The organism is Acinetobacter sp. KS-LM10, from assembly GCF_036896575.1.
Classification (GTDB): domain Bacteria; phylum Pseudomonadota; class Gammaproteobacteria; order Pseudomonadales; family Moraxellaceae; genus Acinetobacter; species Acinetobacter avistercoris.
In genome coordinates this window covers 2378049-2394927 of record NZ_CP145906.1, presented here as the reverse complement: position 1 = coordinate 2394927, position 16879 = coordinate 2378049, and the positions used below count along the sequence as shown (strand labels likewise).

At 36.0% G+C, this 16879-nt stretch carries 12 protein-coding genes and 2 pseudogenes; 7 read left to right on the top strand and 7 right to left on the bottom strand.

What is annotated here, in order from left to right; all coding sequences use genetic code 11:
• Positions 1-52 precede the first annotated feature (52 nt).
• Positions 53-1015, top strand: a complete 963-nt coding sequence (gene sohB, locus V5M36_RS10905; RefSeq protein ID WP_338558881.1) for a protease SohB — start codon at positions 53-55, stop codon at positions 1013-1015.
• Positions 1016-1282: 267 nt separating this feature from the next.
• On the opposite strand, the gene V5M36_RS10900 is transcribed toward sohB, so the two are convergent.
• Positions 1283-1927, bottom strand: coding sequence for a DUF2238 domain-containing protein (locus tag V5M36_RS10900; RefSeq protein WP_338558878.1), 645 nt, complete (start codon positions 1925-1927; stop codon positions 1283-1285).
• Between the two features lie 235 nt (positions 1928-2162).
• Here V5M36_RS10900 and V5M36_RS10895 point away from each other — a divergent pair, with 235 nt between their 5' ends.
• Positions 2163-2408, top strand: a complete 246-nt coding sequence (locus tag V5M36_RS10895) for a hypothetical protein (RefSeq protein ID WP_338558876.1) — start codon at positions 2163-2165, stop codon at positions 2406-2408.
• Positions 2409-2521: 113 nt separating this feature from the next.
• On the opposite strand, the gene purB is transcribed toward V5M36_RS10895, so the two are convergent.
• Genes purB through V5M36_RS10875 form a run of 4 tightly spaced genes read right to left on the bottom strand, consistent with a single transcriptional unit; the run spans position 2522 to position 6332 of the window.
• Positions 2522-3910: an adenylosuccinate lyase gene (gene purB, locus V5M36_RS10890; protein WP_338558874.1), complete on the bottom strand. Its 1389-nt coding sequence runs from the start codon at positions 3908-3910 to the stop codon at positions 2522-2524.
• A 54-nt stretch (positions 3911-3964) separates the two neighbouring features.
• Entirely contained in the window at positions 3965-4696 is a 732-nt protein-coding gene (hflD, locus tag V5M36_RS10885; protein ID WP_338558872.1) for a high frequency lysogenization protein HflD, read from the bottom strand.
• 12 nt (positions 4697-4708) lie between these two features.
• Positions 4709-5842: a tRNA 2-thiouridine(34) synthase MnmA gene (gene mnmA, locus V5M36_RS10880; RefSeq protein ID WP_338558870.1), complete on the bottom strand. Its 1134-nt coding sequence runs from the start codon at positions 5840-5842 to the stop codon at positions 4709-4711.
• A gap of 4 nt (positions 5843-5846) precedes the next feature.
• Positions 5847-6332 carry an NUDIX hydrolase gene (locus V5M36_RS10875; RefSeq protein WP_338558868.1) on the bottom strand — a complete coding sequence of 162 codons (486 nt, stop codon included), beginning with the start codon at positions 6330-6332 and terminating at the stop codon, positions 5847-5849.
• A 1275-nt stretch (positions 6333-7607) separates the two neighbouring features.
• On the opposite strand from V5M36_RS10875, the pseudogene V5M36_RS10870 reads away from it, so the two are divergent.
• Positions 7608-8330: pseudogene (locus V5M36_RS10870) on the top strand (dicarboxylate/amino acid:cation symporter); the annotation flags it as partial.
• Between the two features lie 19 nt (positions 8331-8349).
• On the opposite strand, the gene V5M36_RS10865 reads toward V5M36_RS10870, so the two are convergent.
• A protein-coding gene (locus V5M36_RS10865) for an IS4-like element ISAba1 family transposase (RefSeq protein ID WP_085940648.1) occupies positions 8350-9440 on the bottom strand; the annotation gives its coding sequence in 2 pieces (ribosomal slippage) (positions 8350-8900 and positions 8900-9440; 1092 coding nt in all).
• 34 nt (positions 9441-9474) lie between these two features.
• Here V5M36_RS10865 and V5M36_RS10860 point away from each other — a divergent pair.
• Positions 9475-10095, top strand: a pseudogene (locus V5M36_RS10860) (dicarboxylate/amino acid:cation symporter); the annotation flags it as partial.
• Positions 10096-10365: 270 nt separating this feature from the next.
• On the opposite strand, the gene V5M36_RS10855 reads toward V5M36_RS10860, so the two are convergent.
• Entirely contained in the window at positions 10366-11268 is a 903-nt protein-coding gene (locus V5M36_RS10855) for a LysR substrate-binding domain-containing protein (RefSeq protein ID WP_338558865.1), read from the bottom strand.
• A 135-nt stretch (positions 11269-11403) separates the two neighbouring features.
• On the opposite strand from V5M36_RS10855, the gene V5M36_RS10850 reads away from it, so the two are divergent.
• The 3 genes from V5M36_RS10850 (at position 11404) to V5M36_RS10840 (ending at position 16735) form a co-directional block, all read left to right on the top strand.
• The gene (locus tag V5M36_RS10850) at positions 11404-12819 is read left to right on the top strand and encodes an aspartate ammonia-lyase (RefSeq protein WP_338558863.1); all 1416 of its coding nucleotides are present in this window, start codon (positions 11404-11406) and stop codon (positions 12817-12819) included.
• 472 nt (positions 12820-13291) lie between these two features.
• Positions 13292-15397: a TonB-dependent siderophore receptor gene (locus V5M36_RS10845; protein WP_338558861.1), complete on the top strand. Its 2106-nt coding sequence runs from the start codon at positions 13292-13294 to the stop codon at positions 15395-15397.
• A 162-nt stretch (positions 15398-15559) separates the two neighbouring features.
• On the top strand, positions 15560-16735 hold the full coding sequence (locus tag V5M36_RS10840; RefSeq protein ID WP_338558859.1) for a DUF1624 domain-containing protein: 1176 nt from the start codon (positions 15560-15562) through the stop codon (positions 16733-16735).
• Positions 16736-16879 lie beyond the last annotated feature (144 nt).

Below are 16879 nucleotides of genomic sequence, written 5' to 3'. Positions count from 1 at the left end.
AATTAGACCTCATGTTAAAGCTATAAATATGAATTAAAGAGAAATGTGCATTATGTTATTTCATTTGCCAAAATTGCCTGCAGAGATTCGCGTTAGTCATCTCAATGCCCGTATTAATGATCAAAGAAAAAAGATTGCACAAAGCACAGCGAGTAAATTTGAGTTACTACAACTTTCACAGCAATTTTCTAAAGAAGCACGTGCGCGTAAAAAGAATAATCAAAAAATTTATGTGTTGGATTTTAAAGGTGATATGGCAGCCTCGGCAGTTGAGAACCTACGAGAAGAAATTACTTTAATTCTGTCTACGGCCAAGGCGGGTCGTGATCGTGTTGTGGTACGTCTCGAAAGTCCAGGCGGCATGGTTCATGGCTATGGTCTTGCAGCTGCACAATTGGTCCGTTTGCGTGATGCAGGTTTTCACCTAACCATCTGTGTAGACAAAGTTGCTGCGAGTGGCGGTTATATGATGGCGTGTATTGGTAATGAAATTATCTCTGCGCCGTTTGCTGTTTTAGGTTCAATTGGTGTCGTTGCACAAGTACCGAATTTTAATCGTTTATTAAAACAACATAATGTGGATTTTGAGCTGTACACAGCAGGTCAATATAAACGTACCGTGACCATGTTCGGTGAAAACACTGAAGAAGGTAAAGCTAAATTTGAAGAAGAGCTACAACAAACACATGTATTGTTTAAGCATTTTGTAGAAAAATATCGTCCGCAATTAAATGTGGAAAAAGTAGCGACGGGTGAACATTGGTACGGTCAAGATTCATTAGATTTGAATTTGGTAGACAAGCTACAAACTTCAGATGAATATTTATTGAATTTATTGACACTGCATGATGTTTATTTGATTCAAACCCGTCGTAAACCAACCTTGGGCGAAAAGCTTGGTTTGCAAGCGGCACAAATGGCAGAGAGTTTGATTCCAGTGGTGATGAATAAAATGCTGGAAAGCTTGTCTAAGGCCAACGCTAATTTAGTCCAAGTGCGTGATCCAAAGCTTTAAATAAAAATTCTATCGCATAAATAAAACTATCTCATAAATAAAAAAGCCAATCACATGATTGGCTTTTTTACGTTTGTTTATTGATTTGATAATAGATCTCTTTCATCAGTCGAAAAATGATCATTGAATGGCCATAAATTGATAGGTAAAAATCCCTTCTCCCTTTGGGAGAAGGTTAGGATGAGGGAATACTTATGATGAGTGTATTGTATGAATAATGACTTTTGAAAGAAGTCTAATGTATTAAGAACCAATGACTTATTGAGTTTATTTTACGTGTAGTTTTTGCTTGTGGTTTTTACGAAGCATAATGATGCCCGCTAGGATAGATCCAAGAGTTGCGATCCACATATCTTTGTGTGCATCCCAAATATCCCCTTGTTGTCCATTATAGTTTTCAGCAGCTTCAGGGGAGAGGCCAATCGCAATGAACCATTCAATCCATTCGTATACCAAACTGCTGGCCATCACGAACTGTACCACCAAAATCAATAAAACCTTGGTCGATAATTGTGGAAGCCAAACTTGAAACAGTCTGAGAAAGAAAGGGTAGAGTAATAATCCATAGGCAAAATGAACCAAACGATCGTACATATTACGCGTCCAACCCATAGATTGATTCAAATCGAAATTAAAAAGTTGTATCAGCCATTCATTATAAGGCACATAAGAATAAAGATAGTGGGCACCTAAAATGTGAATCATTAAAAAGCCAATATAAAGTGCAAAACTCCAAAAGCTGAGTCCTATTTTTTTCAAACAATAAAGCAGAAAGATCAACATCAGGGCAGTCCCGATTTGATGCAAGCCATAAGAGACCCATTCAAGCGGTTGAATGCTGGCGAAAATTAATGCAATCAGGAATAAAGCCAGAATAAAAAAGTGCTTATGGCTCAATGAAGTGTAAATCATAGCGTTATTGTCATTTTTGAATTTTAGGCATTATAGCTGAGAACTTATCCATAAAATCAAAGTCTAATTATAATGATCTCAGTCTACTTTTATTTTTGAACATTTAAATGAATTGTGATGTCTTGTCCATGTTGATCTTAATTCTTATCTCATTTGAGGATTTAGGAAGGACTGTCTGGGCTTTACGTATCTTAATCCGCTAAAATGTCGGTTTAAAATTTCTGGGATATTGGCTATGGCGATCATTGAAGCATTTATTGCGGTGCAAAATTGTTATTTCGACTATGATTTTGAAGAATTAAATCAATTGAGTGATGATTTTCCAGAAGAGCTTTCTGTTTCCCTGCGTGGAATGCATTACAGACATGAGATCCAATATCCAGACGCAACCTATTTTATTTATTTTAGTGAAGTTCTGACAGGTGATGAATTTGAAAAAATGAAAGCGGATTGGATGCGCTATTGCCCACGCTCAGAATGAAATGAGAGATGAGAAATGAGAGATGAGAAATCATTTTTTTAATCCAATAAAAAAGCGAAGTCTAAACTTCGCTTTTTTATTTATTCATTTTATTTATTCAAATTTGAATCAGATTAGATTTTAGCAATCAGTTCTGAAATTTGTTTCGCTTGTTCTGCGGCATTACCCGTATAGCTTGCTGGTGTCATTGTCGCAAGACGTGCACGATCGGCAGCAGGAACAGCTTCCAACTCATTACCATTTACAAAGTCAACCATCATGTCACGTGTCATCGCTTGACCACGAGTAAGGGCTTTTAGTTTTTCGTAAGGTTTTTCAACGTTATAACGACGCATAACAGTTTGGATTGGTTCAGCTAAAACTTCTTGAGCATTGTCCAAATCTTCAAGAATACGTTGAGCATTCAATTCAAGTTTACCAATACCTTTAGAACAAGCTTCAAATGCGATTAAGCTTTGCGCGAAACCTACACCCATATTACGCAGTACGGTTGAATCCGTTAAGTCACGCTGCCAGCGAGATACAGGAAGTTTTTCACCTAAATGACCCAATACAGCATTGGCTAAACCGAGGTTACCTTCAGAGTTCTCGAAGTCAATTGGGTTAACTTTATGTGGCATCGTTGAAGAACCCACTTCACCATCTTTTAAACGTTGTTTGAAGAAACCTAAAGAGATATAGCCCCAAACATCACGGTTAAAGTCGATCAAAATGGTGTTGAAACGACGTAGCGCATCAAAAAGTTCCGCCATGTAGTCATGAGGTTCAATTTGTGTGGTGTACGGGTTAAAGTCTAGACCTAAAGACTCTACAAATGCTTGTGAATGTGCAGGCCAGTTGATTTCTGGATAAGCTGAATAGTGCGCATTGTAGTTACCTACAGCACCATTGATTTTACCGAGCAATTCTACGTTTTGGAATTGTTTGATTTGACGTGCCAAACGATAAGCTACGTTTGCCATTTCTTTACCCAAAGTCGTTGGGCTCGCTGTTTGACCATGTGTACGAGACAGCATAGGTTGGTCAGCGTGTTTTACCGATAAATCAACAATTGCATCGATGATTTGTTGCATTGCAACAACTAAAACTTCACGGCCGCTTTTTAACATTAAAGCATGAGATAAGTTATTGATGTCTTCAGAGGTACATGCAAAGTGAATGAATTCGCCTGCATCTTTTAATGCATCAATATGTGCAATTTTTTCTTTTAAGAAATACTCAACCGCTTTTACATCGTGATTGGTTGTACGTTCAATTTCTTTGATTCGATTTGCATCATCTTCAGTGAAATCAGAAACAATCGCATCAAGTGCTGTATTAGTTTCTGTAGAGAAAGCAGGAACTTCAGTGATTTCTGGGCGGTTAGCAAGCGCTTGTAACCAACGCACTTCAACAGTCACTCGAGCATGGATTAAACCAAACTCTGAAAGGAAGGGACGGAGAGCATCACATTTACTTGCGTAGCGTCCATCAAGTGGAGAAAGTGCGGTTAAAGCGTTCATAGCGATTCCTTAGACATTGGAATTAAACGTACAACAAACCCGGAAAATTTCAAGTTAAACCACCTGAAATTGTAAACGAGCGAGATCTTGAATATCTTTGAGTAGCTTGCGTTTGGTGAAGATCATGGACCATGAACTTCCACCAGACTGACGCCATAAATGCGCCATTTGTAAGCCAGTAAATAGAGATGCACGAATGCGATTCGTGTGAGAACTGTCTTTAAATGCTTCTGCGCTACCTTTGACCATGATCCGTGGATTAATGGATCCAGCTGTTTCAACATAGGTTTGAGCGAGGTTGGCAATGATACTCGGGTGTAAATAGTTATGATCAAAAAAAGAAAGTTGCTTTAGAATTTTTTGTTGTGATTTTTCAATAATTTCTACGAATTTTGGATTGCTATAGACTTTCTTTTCTAAATGCAGCAGGGCCATGGCATAAGACATAGGCAATTTAGCATTGGAAAATTTTGGAATTCTAGATTTTGGAGAAGTATTAAACGGTTGGGTAATGCTATTTTCTAAAGTTTTGAGTCCGAGTGAAATATCGGCGAGTTGTGTAAAGAAATCTAAGGTTTGACAATTTTGATTGGATTGAGGGCGAATATTTAAACTCGCCTTAATCAATTGTTCTAGATAGAAGTTACCGTTTTCACCAATACTCTGTCGTCCTGAGAGCGCTGTCATATGGGTCAGCTGTGTCGATTGAAAAACAGCAGCTAACGCCAAAGCTTTATTTTGACGGTTATTCAGAGTTTGAGGCTGTTGAAAAGGTAACTCTGTCATGCCAGTAATTCCTCAAATAAAATCAGGTTTTGGCGCATTGGTATGATGAATCACACCGCCGCCTAAACAAACTTCATCTACGTAGAAAACTACGCTTTGCCCTGGAGTCACCGCACGTTGCGGTTCATCAAATTCTACACGAACACCATTTGGCATTGTCGAATCTTTGAAAATTACGCAGGTTTGATCAGGTTGACGATAACGGGTTTTTGCAGTGCAACGGAAACCAGTATCAGGAATCGCTTGTTCACCTGCGACCCAATCAATCGCTTCTGACCATAAAGTGGTACTTTGCATCAATGGGTGTTCGTGGCCTTGACCAATCACCAAGCGATTGTTTTCAATGTCTTTATGTAGCACAAACCAAGCGCCTTCAGCAGCGCCTTTTAAGCCGCCCATACCAATGCCGCCACGCTGACCGAGCGTATAGTACATTAAGCCGTGATGTTCACCAACCTCTTTACCATCATCAAGTACAATTTTTCCAGCTTGAGCCGGTAAGTATTGTTTTAAAAAATCATTAAAACGACGTTCACCGATAAAACAGATACCCGTTGAATCTTTTTTCTTTGCTGTTGCCAGTCCTAGTTCTTCGGCAATCCGACGAACTTCTGGCTTTTCAATTTCACCGACGGGGAACAGTGTTTTATTGATTTCACGACCATGTACTGCATGTAAAAAATAGGTTTGATCTTTGTTTTGGTCAACGCCACGAAGTAGAGGAGCATATTCCTCACCACGTGAATTGGTTTCAGTTACACCACGACGGCAGTAATGACCAGTCGCAATAAAGTCTGCACCTAAGTTTACCGCATGATCAAGGAAAGCACGGAATTTGATTTCTTTATTGCACAAAATATCTGGGTTGGGTGTACGACCAGCGGCATATTCTGCAAGAAAATGTTCAAACACACGATCCCAATACTCCATAGCAAAGTTGGCGGTGTGGAGTTTGATGCCGATTTTGTCGCAGACGGCTTGTGCATCGGCAAGATCATCCATCGCCGTACAGTATTCTGTACCGTCATCTTCTTCCCAGTTTTTCATGAAAAGACCTTCAACTTGATAACCTTGTTGAAGTAAAAGTGCCGCAGAAACAGAGGAGTCTACACCACCCGACATACCGACGATGACACGTTGTTGCATAGGACTAAGCATCCAAATTTGAAATAAAGGGAGAGTTTTGGTGCTCATAAACGAGCGATAAAGGAAATTTTTGACCTGATAGAGCATCTTTCACAGCTTTAGTCACTAGTGGACTCCGCGCGCGTGCTGATAATTCAAGTTCATCCAAGGTCATCCACACTGCACCGATTATATCTGTATCGAGCTTTGCATCTTGATGATGTTGAATGTCTTTAGCTAAAAAACAGAAGCGATAATAGGTACGATCTGGAAACATGGGGGGTGTATAACTATAGATACCGAGCAGAGCTTGAATCTCAACCTCGTAGCCCGTTTCCTCCATGGTCTCGCGGACAGCGGCTTGTATTAGACTTTCATTGGCTTCAACATGACCCGCAGGTTGGTTGAATACAGTGTGCGTTACACCTTCTGTATGTTCTTCTACAAACAGGAATTTTCCGTCTTTTTCAACCACAGTTGCGACGGTTACATGTGCAGTCCAAGCTGTCATAGAAAAGCACCAAGGGGGAGAAAAACATATTCTACAAAATTTAGCACGTGGTGGCTATGGTGAAGTATGGAATCTTCAAAACGATTTAGATGAGGTGTTCACTGGACTACATTCATCAGTCATTATTCACACAGCACACTCATGATAAGTCTTCCCTCATCCTAAACTTCTTCTATAAGGAGTTTTATCTATCAATTTATTGTCACTTAATGATCATTTTTTGAATTTTATAAACGCATATCTCTTACGATTCAGACTTCTATTTGAAAGTCTCATCAACGATTAAGATCCTTAAAAAAAAGTACAATATTGGTTTAGATATTCAGTGAATTTTTAATCAGATAAAACTTAAAGTAAACAAAGCTCAATCATTAAAGTGTGTTGGAATGTGCTGTTCGAAAAATAATGAGAAAGTGAAATTTAATCTTTAAAAACAAATTGATTCTTCGCTATGCCTAACATGATGCTTTTCTATTAAAACTAGAATCCATAAGGAGCAATGCTCCCATTCATATTTACTCTTCATCTCGATCACAACATTTGGGCTTTTATCGATACTCTTTAGATTCGAGTAGATCAATCATCTCTGGATGATATAAATTAAGAATCAAGCTGCTTCTAAGCTGATGGAAAGCGCTTATACATTCACTAAGCTGTGGATGCCAATTGAAATCCGATCAAATTTATTATTGATAATGGCTTAATATATTATGTGAAAATTTCATATGATTTTATTGACTGTTTGGATTTTAAAGAAATAGAAAGAATGAGTGAAGATAAAGTTTATGGCTCAGAAATATATTGGACAGAAAATTGATGAAATATAGAAAATGATCAAAATTAAGTGAATATTCCAAAAAAATAAATTCCAAAATTGTTTATCTGTATGCAAATAATTAGTCATACAAAATAATTACTTATTGATTTTTTATGTAATATTTAAATAATTTAGAGCGATTCTAATTCGTGAGCTCAAGCAAAAGCGAAAATATAAAAACTCACTCTTTTTTAGCTTGCATATTTATTTAAATGCTTTGAAAAACACAAATAGACTTGAATGATTTTATGCATTTTTTGCATAGCAGAATTAAATTTTGCATTATCGTTTTCCTTAAAAAAAAGTGACACTTGCCACAGTTAAATGTGGAGTCAAGGATTTTGCATCTAATTTCTTAGAATAGAAAGAACATAAGTTGATCAACATGGAACGTCATCAATGATTTGCTAATCAAGTCATAAATTTGATGCAAAGAAGATTAAAGAAGGAACGATTGAATGAATCAGAAGAAATTGCTCAAATATATCCTGATCGCAATGATCTCAGGAATACTCATTGGTTGGGCTTTACATAATACGTTAACGACGACGCAAATAACTGAAATCGCAGCATACTTCAAGATTGTTACAGATGTGTTTTTAAGACTCATTAAAATGATTATTGCACCTTTAGTTTTTGCAACAATCGTTTCAGGTCTAATCTCCATGGGTAAATCATCTTCATTAGGATCGATTACTTTAAAAGCGATGGGATGGTTCATTGGGGCATCATTTGTATCACTTTTTCTTGGAATGGGTTTAGCCAATTTATTTCAACCAGGATCTGGTATGAACCTGAGTATTCCAAAAGAAGTCGTTGATGTAGGTGTGAGTGCAACAAGTCTAAGCTTAGAAACATTTATTACGCATATTTTTCCGCGTAGTTTTGCTGAAGCGATGGCAAATAATGAAATATTACAAATTCTAGTTTTTTCAATTTTCTTTGGTTCAGCATTGGCTTACGTCCAGAATCGTAGTGAAGCTACAGTGATCGGTCGAATTATTGATGAGCTTTGTAAAGTCATGTTTCGGATCACAGATTATGTGATGGCTCTTGCTCCTATTGCAGTTTTTGCAGCAATAGCATCAGCTATTACTGTTCAAGGACCAAAGTTGATTCTTGATTACAGTATCTTTATTGGACAGTTCTATATTGGCTTGCTCGTACTTTGGACAATTTTAACTCTGTACACGACAAATTTCACAGAACCCTTATCCTATCAGGATTCTGCTTTCTTAAAATTGCCAAAATTTCCTTAAACTCTTCTTTTTTCCCAAAACCAATTAAACGCTGAATCGCCATTTGAACATAGTCTAAACCATAGCGAAATAAACTCATTGAGAGTCGTCCATGCTTCTTTATTTTTATCGCTTTTTTTTGATTATGTTGCCATTCACCCGTTAAGTAACACCAACAGAAGCTTATAGCTAACACCGCAATCAATTTTTTCACTCGTCTAGGGTCTGTCAAGCGCGTATTTTCAAGATTAAACCCGCGTCCTTTGAGACAACTGAATAAGGTTTCAATTTCCCAGCGTAATGCATAATCCTGAATAGCATTGGCATTAAACTGAGGAGAAACGACGAGTAAAAGCTCTCCATTTTCTAACTGTAGTGCACTTATATATAGTTTCACCCGACCAACCAAAATCCGTCGTTTACGACATTCAATTTGACCAACTTTAAGATGGCGAAATAAATCACTAATTTTATGATTCTTTCCTAAATGATTGGTGACAATGAAGTTTTTTTAACACGAATGCAGAAGTTGATGTCTTGTTCAATTAACCATGTAAACCACTGCTCACCGATAAACTCTCTGTCTGCGAACACATTCACAATACGGTCTTTACCAAAAATGGCTATAAAGCGTTGAATCAAAGCAATACGCTCTTTCGTATCTGAATTTCCACGTTTATTAAGCAATGTCCAAAGGATAGGTATCGCTATTCCACGATAAACGATTGCGAGCATCAGGATATTAATATTTCGTTTTCCCCATTTCCAATTGGTTCTATCTAAAGTCAGTTGCACTTGGTCGAATGAAAACATATTGAAAATCAACTGAGAAATTTGACGATAATCAAAATACTGACCTGCAAAGAAGCGCTGCATACGTCGATAAAATGATTGTGGTAAACACTTGATGGGCAAGGCTTTAGATGCAGAAGAAAGATTACATGTTTGCTTTAAAATAATCACAAGCATGATGAGCGCAAAGCACTTTAAATGTGACTTGTTCCATTTTAGAGATTTGTTTAAGATAAGATATAACTCATTGAGATGTGTCATAGTATTCGTCGTTAGAAAACAATTATTGTGACATTATTTCAATGAGTTATCTATTTTTGTCGTGTACAGAGCAATTTTAATTAGTATCGGCTATATCTTCTTGAAAAAAGATGTTTTTAGATTAATGCGTGAAGTGCGAGAACCAACAATGTTGGCATTTGCAACAGCAAGCAGTGAATCGGCTTATCCAAAAACCATGGAAGCGTTAGATAAGTTTGGTGTACCAAAACGTATTACAAGCTTTGTTCTACCTTTGGGCTATTCTTTTAATCTGGACGGTTCGATGATGTATATGGCTTTTGCGGTCTTATTTATCGCCCAAGCTTACAATATTGATTTAAGTTTTGCTCAGCAAGCGTTGATCTTATTCACATTGATGATTACCAGTAAAGGAATTGCTGGCGTTTCTCGCGCATCTATCGTGGTCATTGCTTCAACTCTAGCCATGTTTAAACTTCCTGAAGCGGGTATTTTATTACTACTAGCTGTAGATCAATTCTTAGATATGGGACGAACTGCGACCAACGTTATTGGAAACAGTATTGCTACTGCAGTGATTGCTCGTACTGAAGGGGATAAGCATGATCTTCCAGAAGAAGAAGGCGTTGCAGTAGAAAATCTTGTCCCTGTAAATCGCTATGCTGATCATAGTTAAATTAAAAAAAATAATATTTAACTTCTCAACTCATCAGCTATTTAATTGATTATATTAAAAAGGTGGTTTTTAAAACAATGAATATATCTATGATATGTCATACGTTTTAAAATCACCTTTGTATTTTGGGGCATTAAGACTTTAAAAATAGGATTGATTTATTAAAATAAGTATTCTTGAATTAAAAAGGCCTAAACAATTAGGCCTACTTATTATATTTAAAAATTTTATTGAATATTTTTTAAGAAAAAATATCATTTTTCTTCATATTTAATTCTGATTTTTAACTGGATTGTTTGTTAGTGTGTTCCAAATATAATTAATTTTATTGGTAAAAACTATTTTACGCCTGATAATGTAGATGTCTTGAAAAATATTATACTGATTGCATTCAATAACTTTTAATTTATTTTCAATGATTTCTTTTTCGACTAATATTTTCGGTAGCCATGCGATACCTAAGCCTTGTAAAACTAATTCTTTTAAATCACTAGCATTGTCAGTTTCGTATAAAATTCGGTAGTTTAAATTATTTTCAATTTCTTCATCTACACATTTTCTTAAATATGCTTGTTTACTATAAGCTAATAATGGAAACGTCTGCTCAATTGAATATTTAGGTGTACCATTATCATTTAAAGCCGTTATCGGTAATATTTCCATTTCAAAAATTTTCTGGAACATAAAAAGTGATGAATCCAGTTCTTTCAAAGTTTTTTGATCACAATAACCAATTAAAAAATCACATGAACCTTCCTTAAGTAAGCGCATACCTTGTTTGAGATTAGCGGCAATAATTTCTAATTTCAAATCTTCCATGTTGTTTGATAGTTCATGAATGAAGCGAGGAAAAAATTGGGTAATTAAGGAGTGTGACACTGCAAATTTTACTGTTAATTCATTGTTTTTAATATTTTTTTCTAAGTAGTTAAGTGTTGTATCTAGCTGGTTTTTTATATTTCGAGAAGACGCTAATAAGACTTGACCAGCTTCAGTGAAAGCAATATTTTTACTGTATCTTTTTAAAATTTGAAATCCTAAGGCATTTTCAATATTTTGAATTCTGCGTGTAAATGCAGATTGAGTGACGTGTCGAATTTCTGCCGCTTGCGAAATTGATTCCTCTTGCTCAAGTGCAAGTAAATCTTCGATCCATCGAATTTCCAATGTCATCATTAATCCTTAATTAGTGCAGATATAAAATTATAATCTATTATGCAAAAAATGCATACAGTAATATCTTTTTACATTAGTAAAGAAATATTAAGTGCTCTAATATAAAAATATTGGTTATCAGAGAATATTTTAATGAACATTAATGTCAATACTCGTACTGAAAAAGATTTATTGGGTTTTAAAGAAATTCCTGCTCATTGTTATTATGGTATTCAAACATTCAGAGCACTTGATAATTTTAATTTAAGCCAAAATAAGCTCAGTCAATTTCCATATTTTATTAATGCACTTGCAAAAGTTAAGTCAGCATGTGCAAATGCTAATTTCAAACTGAATAAACTTGAAGAAAATAAAAATAACGCAATTCAGTATGCCTGCCAACAGATTTTAGATTATAAATTTCATGATCAGTTTCCAATTGATATGATTCAGGGTGGGGCTGGAACGTCAACCAATATGAATATTAATGAAGTGATTGCGAATATTGGTTTAGATTTTTTAGGATACTCAAAAGGTGATTATCAATATTTACATCCAAATAATGATGTAAATATGTCGCAATCTACAAATGACGTTTATCCTACAGCGATCAAAATTGGTTTAATTTCAGCATTAAATGACTTAAATGCGCCATTTTTAAATTTAATACAAAGTTTTAAAAATAAGTCAGATGAGTTTTCTCATATTTTAAAAATGGGTCGAACTCAGTTACAAGATGCTGTGCCGATGACCTTAGGTCAAGAATTTGGCGCTTTTGCAAACACGCTACAAAGTGATTTGAACAGACTCAATCAAATCATGCCAGATGCTTTAAGTGTAGTGAATTTGGGAGGAACTGCTATTGGAACTGGCATTAATACTGAATTTAATTACCGTGAATATGCCATAGACTCGTTATCCGAAAGCATGCAAAGAAAAATGAGTAGCGCTACTGATTTAATTGAAGCGACTTCAGATATGGGCGATTTCGTTTTATTATCAAGCTTATTAAAACGTACAGCCACTAAACTATCAAAAATTGCCAATGACTTGCGTTTACTTTCGAGTGGCCCACGCACAGGCATCAATGAAATTCACTTAGAACCACGCCAACCAGGTAGTTCAATTATGCCAGGCAAGGTGAATCCAGTTATTCCTGAAGCAATGAATTTAGTTTGTTATCAAATTATTGCAAATGATTTAGCCATCACTTTAGCAGCAGAAGCAGGGCAGTTGCAGTTAAATGCGATGGAACCTTTGATTGCTTTCAAGTTGTATGAATCCATTGACTTACTATCTAAAGCGATGCAAATGTTCCAATACAAATGTATTGAAAACATCCGTGCTAATGCTGAACATTGTCAGGCAAATGTTGATAATTCAATTGGTATTATTACTGCATTGAATCCATATTTGGGTTATGAAACGACGACACGTATTGCAAAACAAGCCAATGAGTCTGGCAGCAGTGTTTTAGCATTGATTAAAGCTGAAAACTTGCTATCAGATCAATTGTTGGATGATCTTCTTTCGATTAACAATATGGTAAAACCTAAACAGTGTGCTTAATACTAAGTTCATATTAAGTTTTTCAATTCGAAAAGGAATCTATGATTAGATTCCTTTTTTTATTTGATATTGTAAAACATAATGATAAATGATCTGCTCTTTATCATTAAAGTAATTCATATTGATGATTGAAATTCATTAGACTGCTTTCATCCGTCATTTTTTACATAATATATTTACATTCAGTCATCCCTCATCATCGCTTTTTTGACAGAGATAAAAGGAATTTTTATATTGATTTATTGCAGCTCAATGAACATTTTTGATTTAGATGATAGATCTATTATTAAAAATAATTTTATTTGATAACTCATATGAATCTGCTTAGTTAGTTCAAAATAGCTTCCAAAAATTCTGCGCAGCTTAAACAAAGATTGATCAAAAAGCGGATAAGCACCATTTTTAGATATGAAATTACAGTAAATTTGTTATATTATAACATTTCATAAATATACTGTATTTTGATGTGACCATGTCCCCAAAACTTATCTTACTTTCTTCATGTAATTTACTGTCACATAGCTTATTTTCAACCGTTGCGTGGGCAAATAACGCTGAGGAAACTTATGCTTTGCCAGCCATAGTAGTGAAAAGTACAGCAGTCACTGAAGATATTGTGACAAGCACTGCGGCGACAAAGTTTAATCATGATGTGATTGATGTGCCATTTAGTCGGAGTTTGCTTTCTGAAGCGATAATCAAACAGCAGGACTTTCAACGTATTGATGATGCACTTAGCCAAGTCAGTGGCGTCTTTAGTCAGACGAATTATGGTGGCGGTTTTTGGGATAATTTCTCCTTTCGAGGATTCAGTTCCGATCAGAATATTGGTCCTCAAATTCTTCGTAATGGTCTAAGTGTTAATCGTGGTTTAAGTGCGTCAAGAGATATGGTCAATATCGAATCAATAGATTTTTTAAAAGGTCCAATGGCAGCACTTTATGGACGAAGTGAAACAGGTGGTCTGCTCAATATCAACAGCAAAAAGCCACAATGGGAATCGGCAAGTGAAATAAACCTACGTGCCAATAGTTTAGAAAAATACCGTGCAAGCTTTGAACATACCGCACCGATGAATGATCAAGTGGCTTATCGTTTTGCTGTTGCGCATGAAGATAATCAAAGTTATCGAGATCATGTAAGTCAGTCACGGTGGTTTTTTTCACCCCAATTAAGTTGGAAGTTATCTGATCGTACTCAATTAGATTTGGATACTGAATTTACCCGTGTAGAGGGTATATTTGATCGAGGCGTGAGTACTTATCAAAAACAGTTTGTGATGGATCCAAAAACTTTTACCGGTGAGCCGGGCGATGGTGATCATCTGCAAACCGATGAATTCTATCAACTTCGTTTGGCTCATACGTTGAATGATGATTGGAAAATGAAGAGTGCGCTCAGTATAAAAGATTCTTTACTCAAAGGTTTTTCGAGTGAGCCACGCCGTATCCAGAGTGATGGAAGGACTTTAGAACGCCAGAGACGTTTTCGTGAAAACAAGAGTGATGATGCATTATTACAAACAGAACTCTTGGGTACGATCCAACAAGATTGGGCAAAGCATGAAATTTTACTGAGTGCTGAAGTTGGACAACTGAAATATCATCAATTGCAATTGCGACGTAATCATAGTGCTGAAATCCCTAATATTATTGATATTTATCAACCTATCTATGGTCAATATTTACCAGCTTTGCCACTGTTTATTAACACAGAAGATCGACAAAAGTATTTTGCCTTGAATGTACAGGATCAAGTGTTTTTTAATGATCAATGGAGTGTGCTTCTTGGCGCGAGATTTGATCATGTTACACAAGATTTTAGAAATAAAATTGCCGATACTGCTCACAAAAAAGACTTACAACAGACCAGTCCACGTTTCGGTGTAAATTACCGTTTGAATGACGCATGGTCTATCTATGCGAACTATGGCCAATCCTTTGCTATCAATAGTGGAATGGATCGAAATAATCAGGTATTTGATCCTGAAAAAGGTCGTAGTTATGAAGTCGGTAGTAAATATCAGATCAATCCACAAAGCTTAATGAGCTTAGCCATCTTTAAAATGGATAAGGAAAATGTGCTGACTACAGATCCATCCGATAGTAACTTTCAAATTACGGCTGGTGAAGTTTCAAGTCAGGGAATAGAACTAGACCTCGAAACGCAACTGAGTGAACAGTTTTCAGTACGCGCGAGTTATAGTTATGTCGATGCGCAAGTTGAAAAAGATCAGATGCTTAAAAAGGGCTCACGTCTAAGTAACATTCCAAAACATAGTGCTTCGATCAGTGGACAGTATGAGTGGGAATTGGCAAATGCAGAAAAAATTGGCCTAGGTGCGACAACCATTTATGTCGGAGAGCGTAGTGGACATAGTTTTGATAATGGCTTTGATCTGCCTGAATACACGCTGATTCATTTAAATGCGTACTATGCGCCGACTGATCAACTACGTTATCAATTTAACTTAAATAACCTGCTCGATAAAACCTATTACACCGCCAGTTATAGTGAGTTATGGATACAGTCGGGCGATCCATTAAATGCGTCTTTATCTTTACAGTGGAAGTTCTAGAACCTTGTTGGTTTGATGATCCTCATGAACAATCTTCGTGATCTATCTTGTTGATAGAGATATGACTTCAGCTATACGATTTTTAAATGAGTTAGTAGCACAGTGATGTCTCTTTAGGTATTCGAAATATTAACTTTACATTTTAAGGCGAGTCCCATATTCATGTCAGTGCCCATGCAACGTCTACAAGCGATTGATGCCCTAAGAGGTTTAGTTATTCTGATTATGATGCTTGATCATGTGCGTGAGACATTTTACATGCATCTACAAGTATCTGATCCAATGATGATTTCAGAAGTTGATGATGCTCTTTTTGGAAGTCGAATACTTACGCATTTATGTGCGCCTATTTTTGTCGTTCTGACAGGTTTATCCGCATATTTATATCAAGCGAAAAATAATAGTACTCAAATGACCCGAACATTTTTACTGAAACGTGGCCTTTTTCTGATTTTTCTTGAATTAATCGTGATTAATTTCGCATGGACCGGAAAATTTCCGCCTGATGTGGTTTATTTGCAAGTCATTTGGGCCATCGGTTTAAGTATGGTGATATTAGCTGGATTGATTGGATTACCTCAGAAAGTATTATGGGTTATCAGTTTAACGATTATCTTTGGGCATAATTTACTTGATCCAATTTCATTTCAAAATGTTCCCATTCTGAATCATTTATGGTTAATTTTACATGATCGTGGTTGGATTCAGTTTGGTGAAGTCGTTCGCTTTAGAACGTCTTATCCGATTCTTCCTTGGATTGGCATTATTACTTTAGGTTATTGCCTTGGAAATATATTATTTAACGCTTCGCGAGAGATTAAAAATAGAAATAAACGTCTTATTAGCTTCGGTGTTTTGAGCATTGCTTTATTTGTCATACTCAGATCGATTAATGTCTATGGTGATCAAGCATGGGTCTTGATGCCGACCTTTACAGAAACAGCCATGAGTTTTATCAACTTAACCAAATATCCGCCTTCACTCTTGTTTATTTTATGGAATGTTGGCGTGGGATTAATTCTGCTTGCTGTGTTGCAGAAGGTTGAACATAAAAGTTGGGTTGGACCGCTGATCATTTTTGGATCAGTGCCGATGTTCTTTTATATTGTGCATTTGTTTGTATTAAAAGCGCTATATCTGATCGCGTTGAATATTTGGGGACAAACGCATGGTGAGTATTTTAGTGTAGATCATGTGGCTACTCTGTGGTTGATTGCAATTATTTTAAGTATTGCGCTTTATCCAATCATGTCAGCTTTTTCAAAATTTAAGCATCAAAATAAACATATCAGCATCCTCAAATATTTTAAAGATGAATGTTTATTTAATGAATTTTGATTATTGGATTGTTTTTTATATATAACAAAAATCATCTAGTGCTCATAATTTGATATATAAAAATGCATTCTTCCTCTGGGGGAAGGCTATGATAATGCGAATATTAATGATGATTTTTTTCTGTAAAATGATTGATAAAAAAAG

What these genes read in the sequence shown, in the direction of transcription:
- sohB (WP_338558881.1), top strand. Translation starts at nt 53, where the DNA reads ATGTTATTTCATTTGCCAAAATTGCCTGCAGAGATTCGCGTTAGTCAT.
- V5M36_RS10900 (WP_338558878.1), bottom strand. Translation starts at nt 1,927, where the DNA reads ATGATTTACACTTCATTGAGCCATAAGCACTTTTTTATTCTGGCTTTA.
- V5M36_RS10895 (WP_338558876.1), top strand. Translation starts at nt 2,163, where the DNA reads ATGGCGATCATTGAAGCATTTATTGCGGTGCAAAATTGTTATTTCGAC.
- purB (WP_338558874.1), bottom strand. Translation starts at nt 3,910, where the DNA reads ATGAACGCTTTAACCGCACTTTCTCCACTTGATGGACGCTACGCAAGT.
- hflD (WP_338558872.1), bottom strand. Translation starts at nt 4,696, where the DNA reads ATGACAGAGTTACCTTTTCAACAGCCTCAAACTCTGAATAACCGTCAA.
- mnmA (WP_338558870.1), bottom strand. Translation starts at nt 5,842, where the DNA reads ATGCAACAACGTGTCATCGTCGGTATGTCGGGTGGTGTAGACTCCTCT.
- V5M36_RS10875 (WP_338558868.1), bottom strand. Translation starts at nt 6,332, where the DNA reads ATGACAGCTTGGACTGCACATGTAACCGTCGCAACTGTGGTTGAAAAA.
- V5M36_RS10855 (WP_338558865.1), bottom strand. Translation starts at nt 11,268, where the DNA reads ATGACATTGGAAATTCGATGGATCGAAGATTTACTTGCACTTGAGCAA.
- V5M36_RS10850 (WP_338558863.1), top strand. Translation starts at nt 11,404, where the DNA reads ATGAACATTAATGTCAATACTCGTACTGAAAAAGATTTATTGGGTTTT.
- V5M36_RS10845 (WP_338558861.1), top strand. Translation starts at nt 13,292, where the DNA reads ATGTCCCCAAAACTTATCTTACTTTCTTCATGTAATTTACTGTCACAT.
- V5M36_RS10840 (WP_338558859.1), top strand. Translation starts at nt 15,560, where the DNA reads ATGTCAGTGCCCATGCAACGTCTACAAGCGATTGATGCCCTAAGAGGT.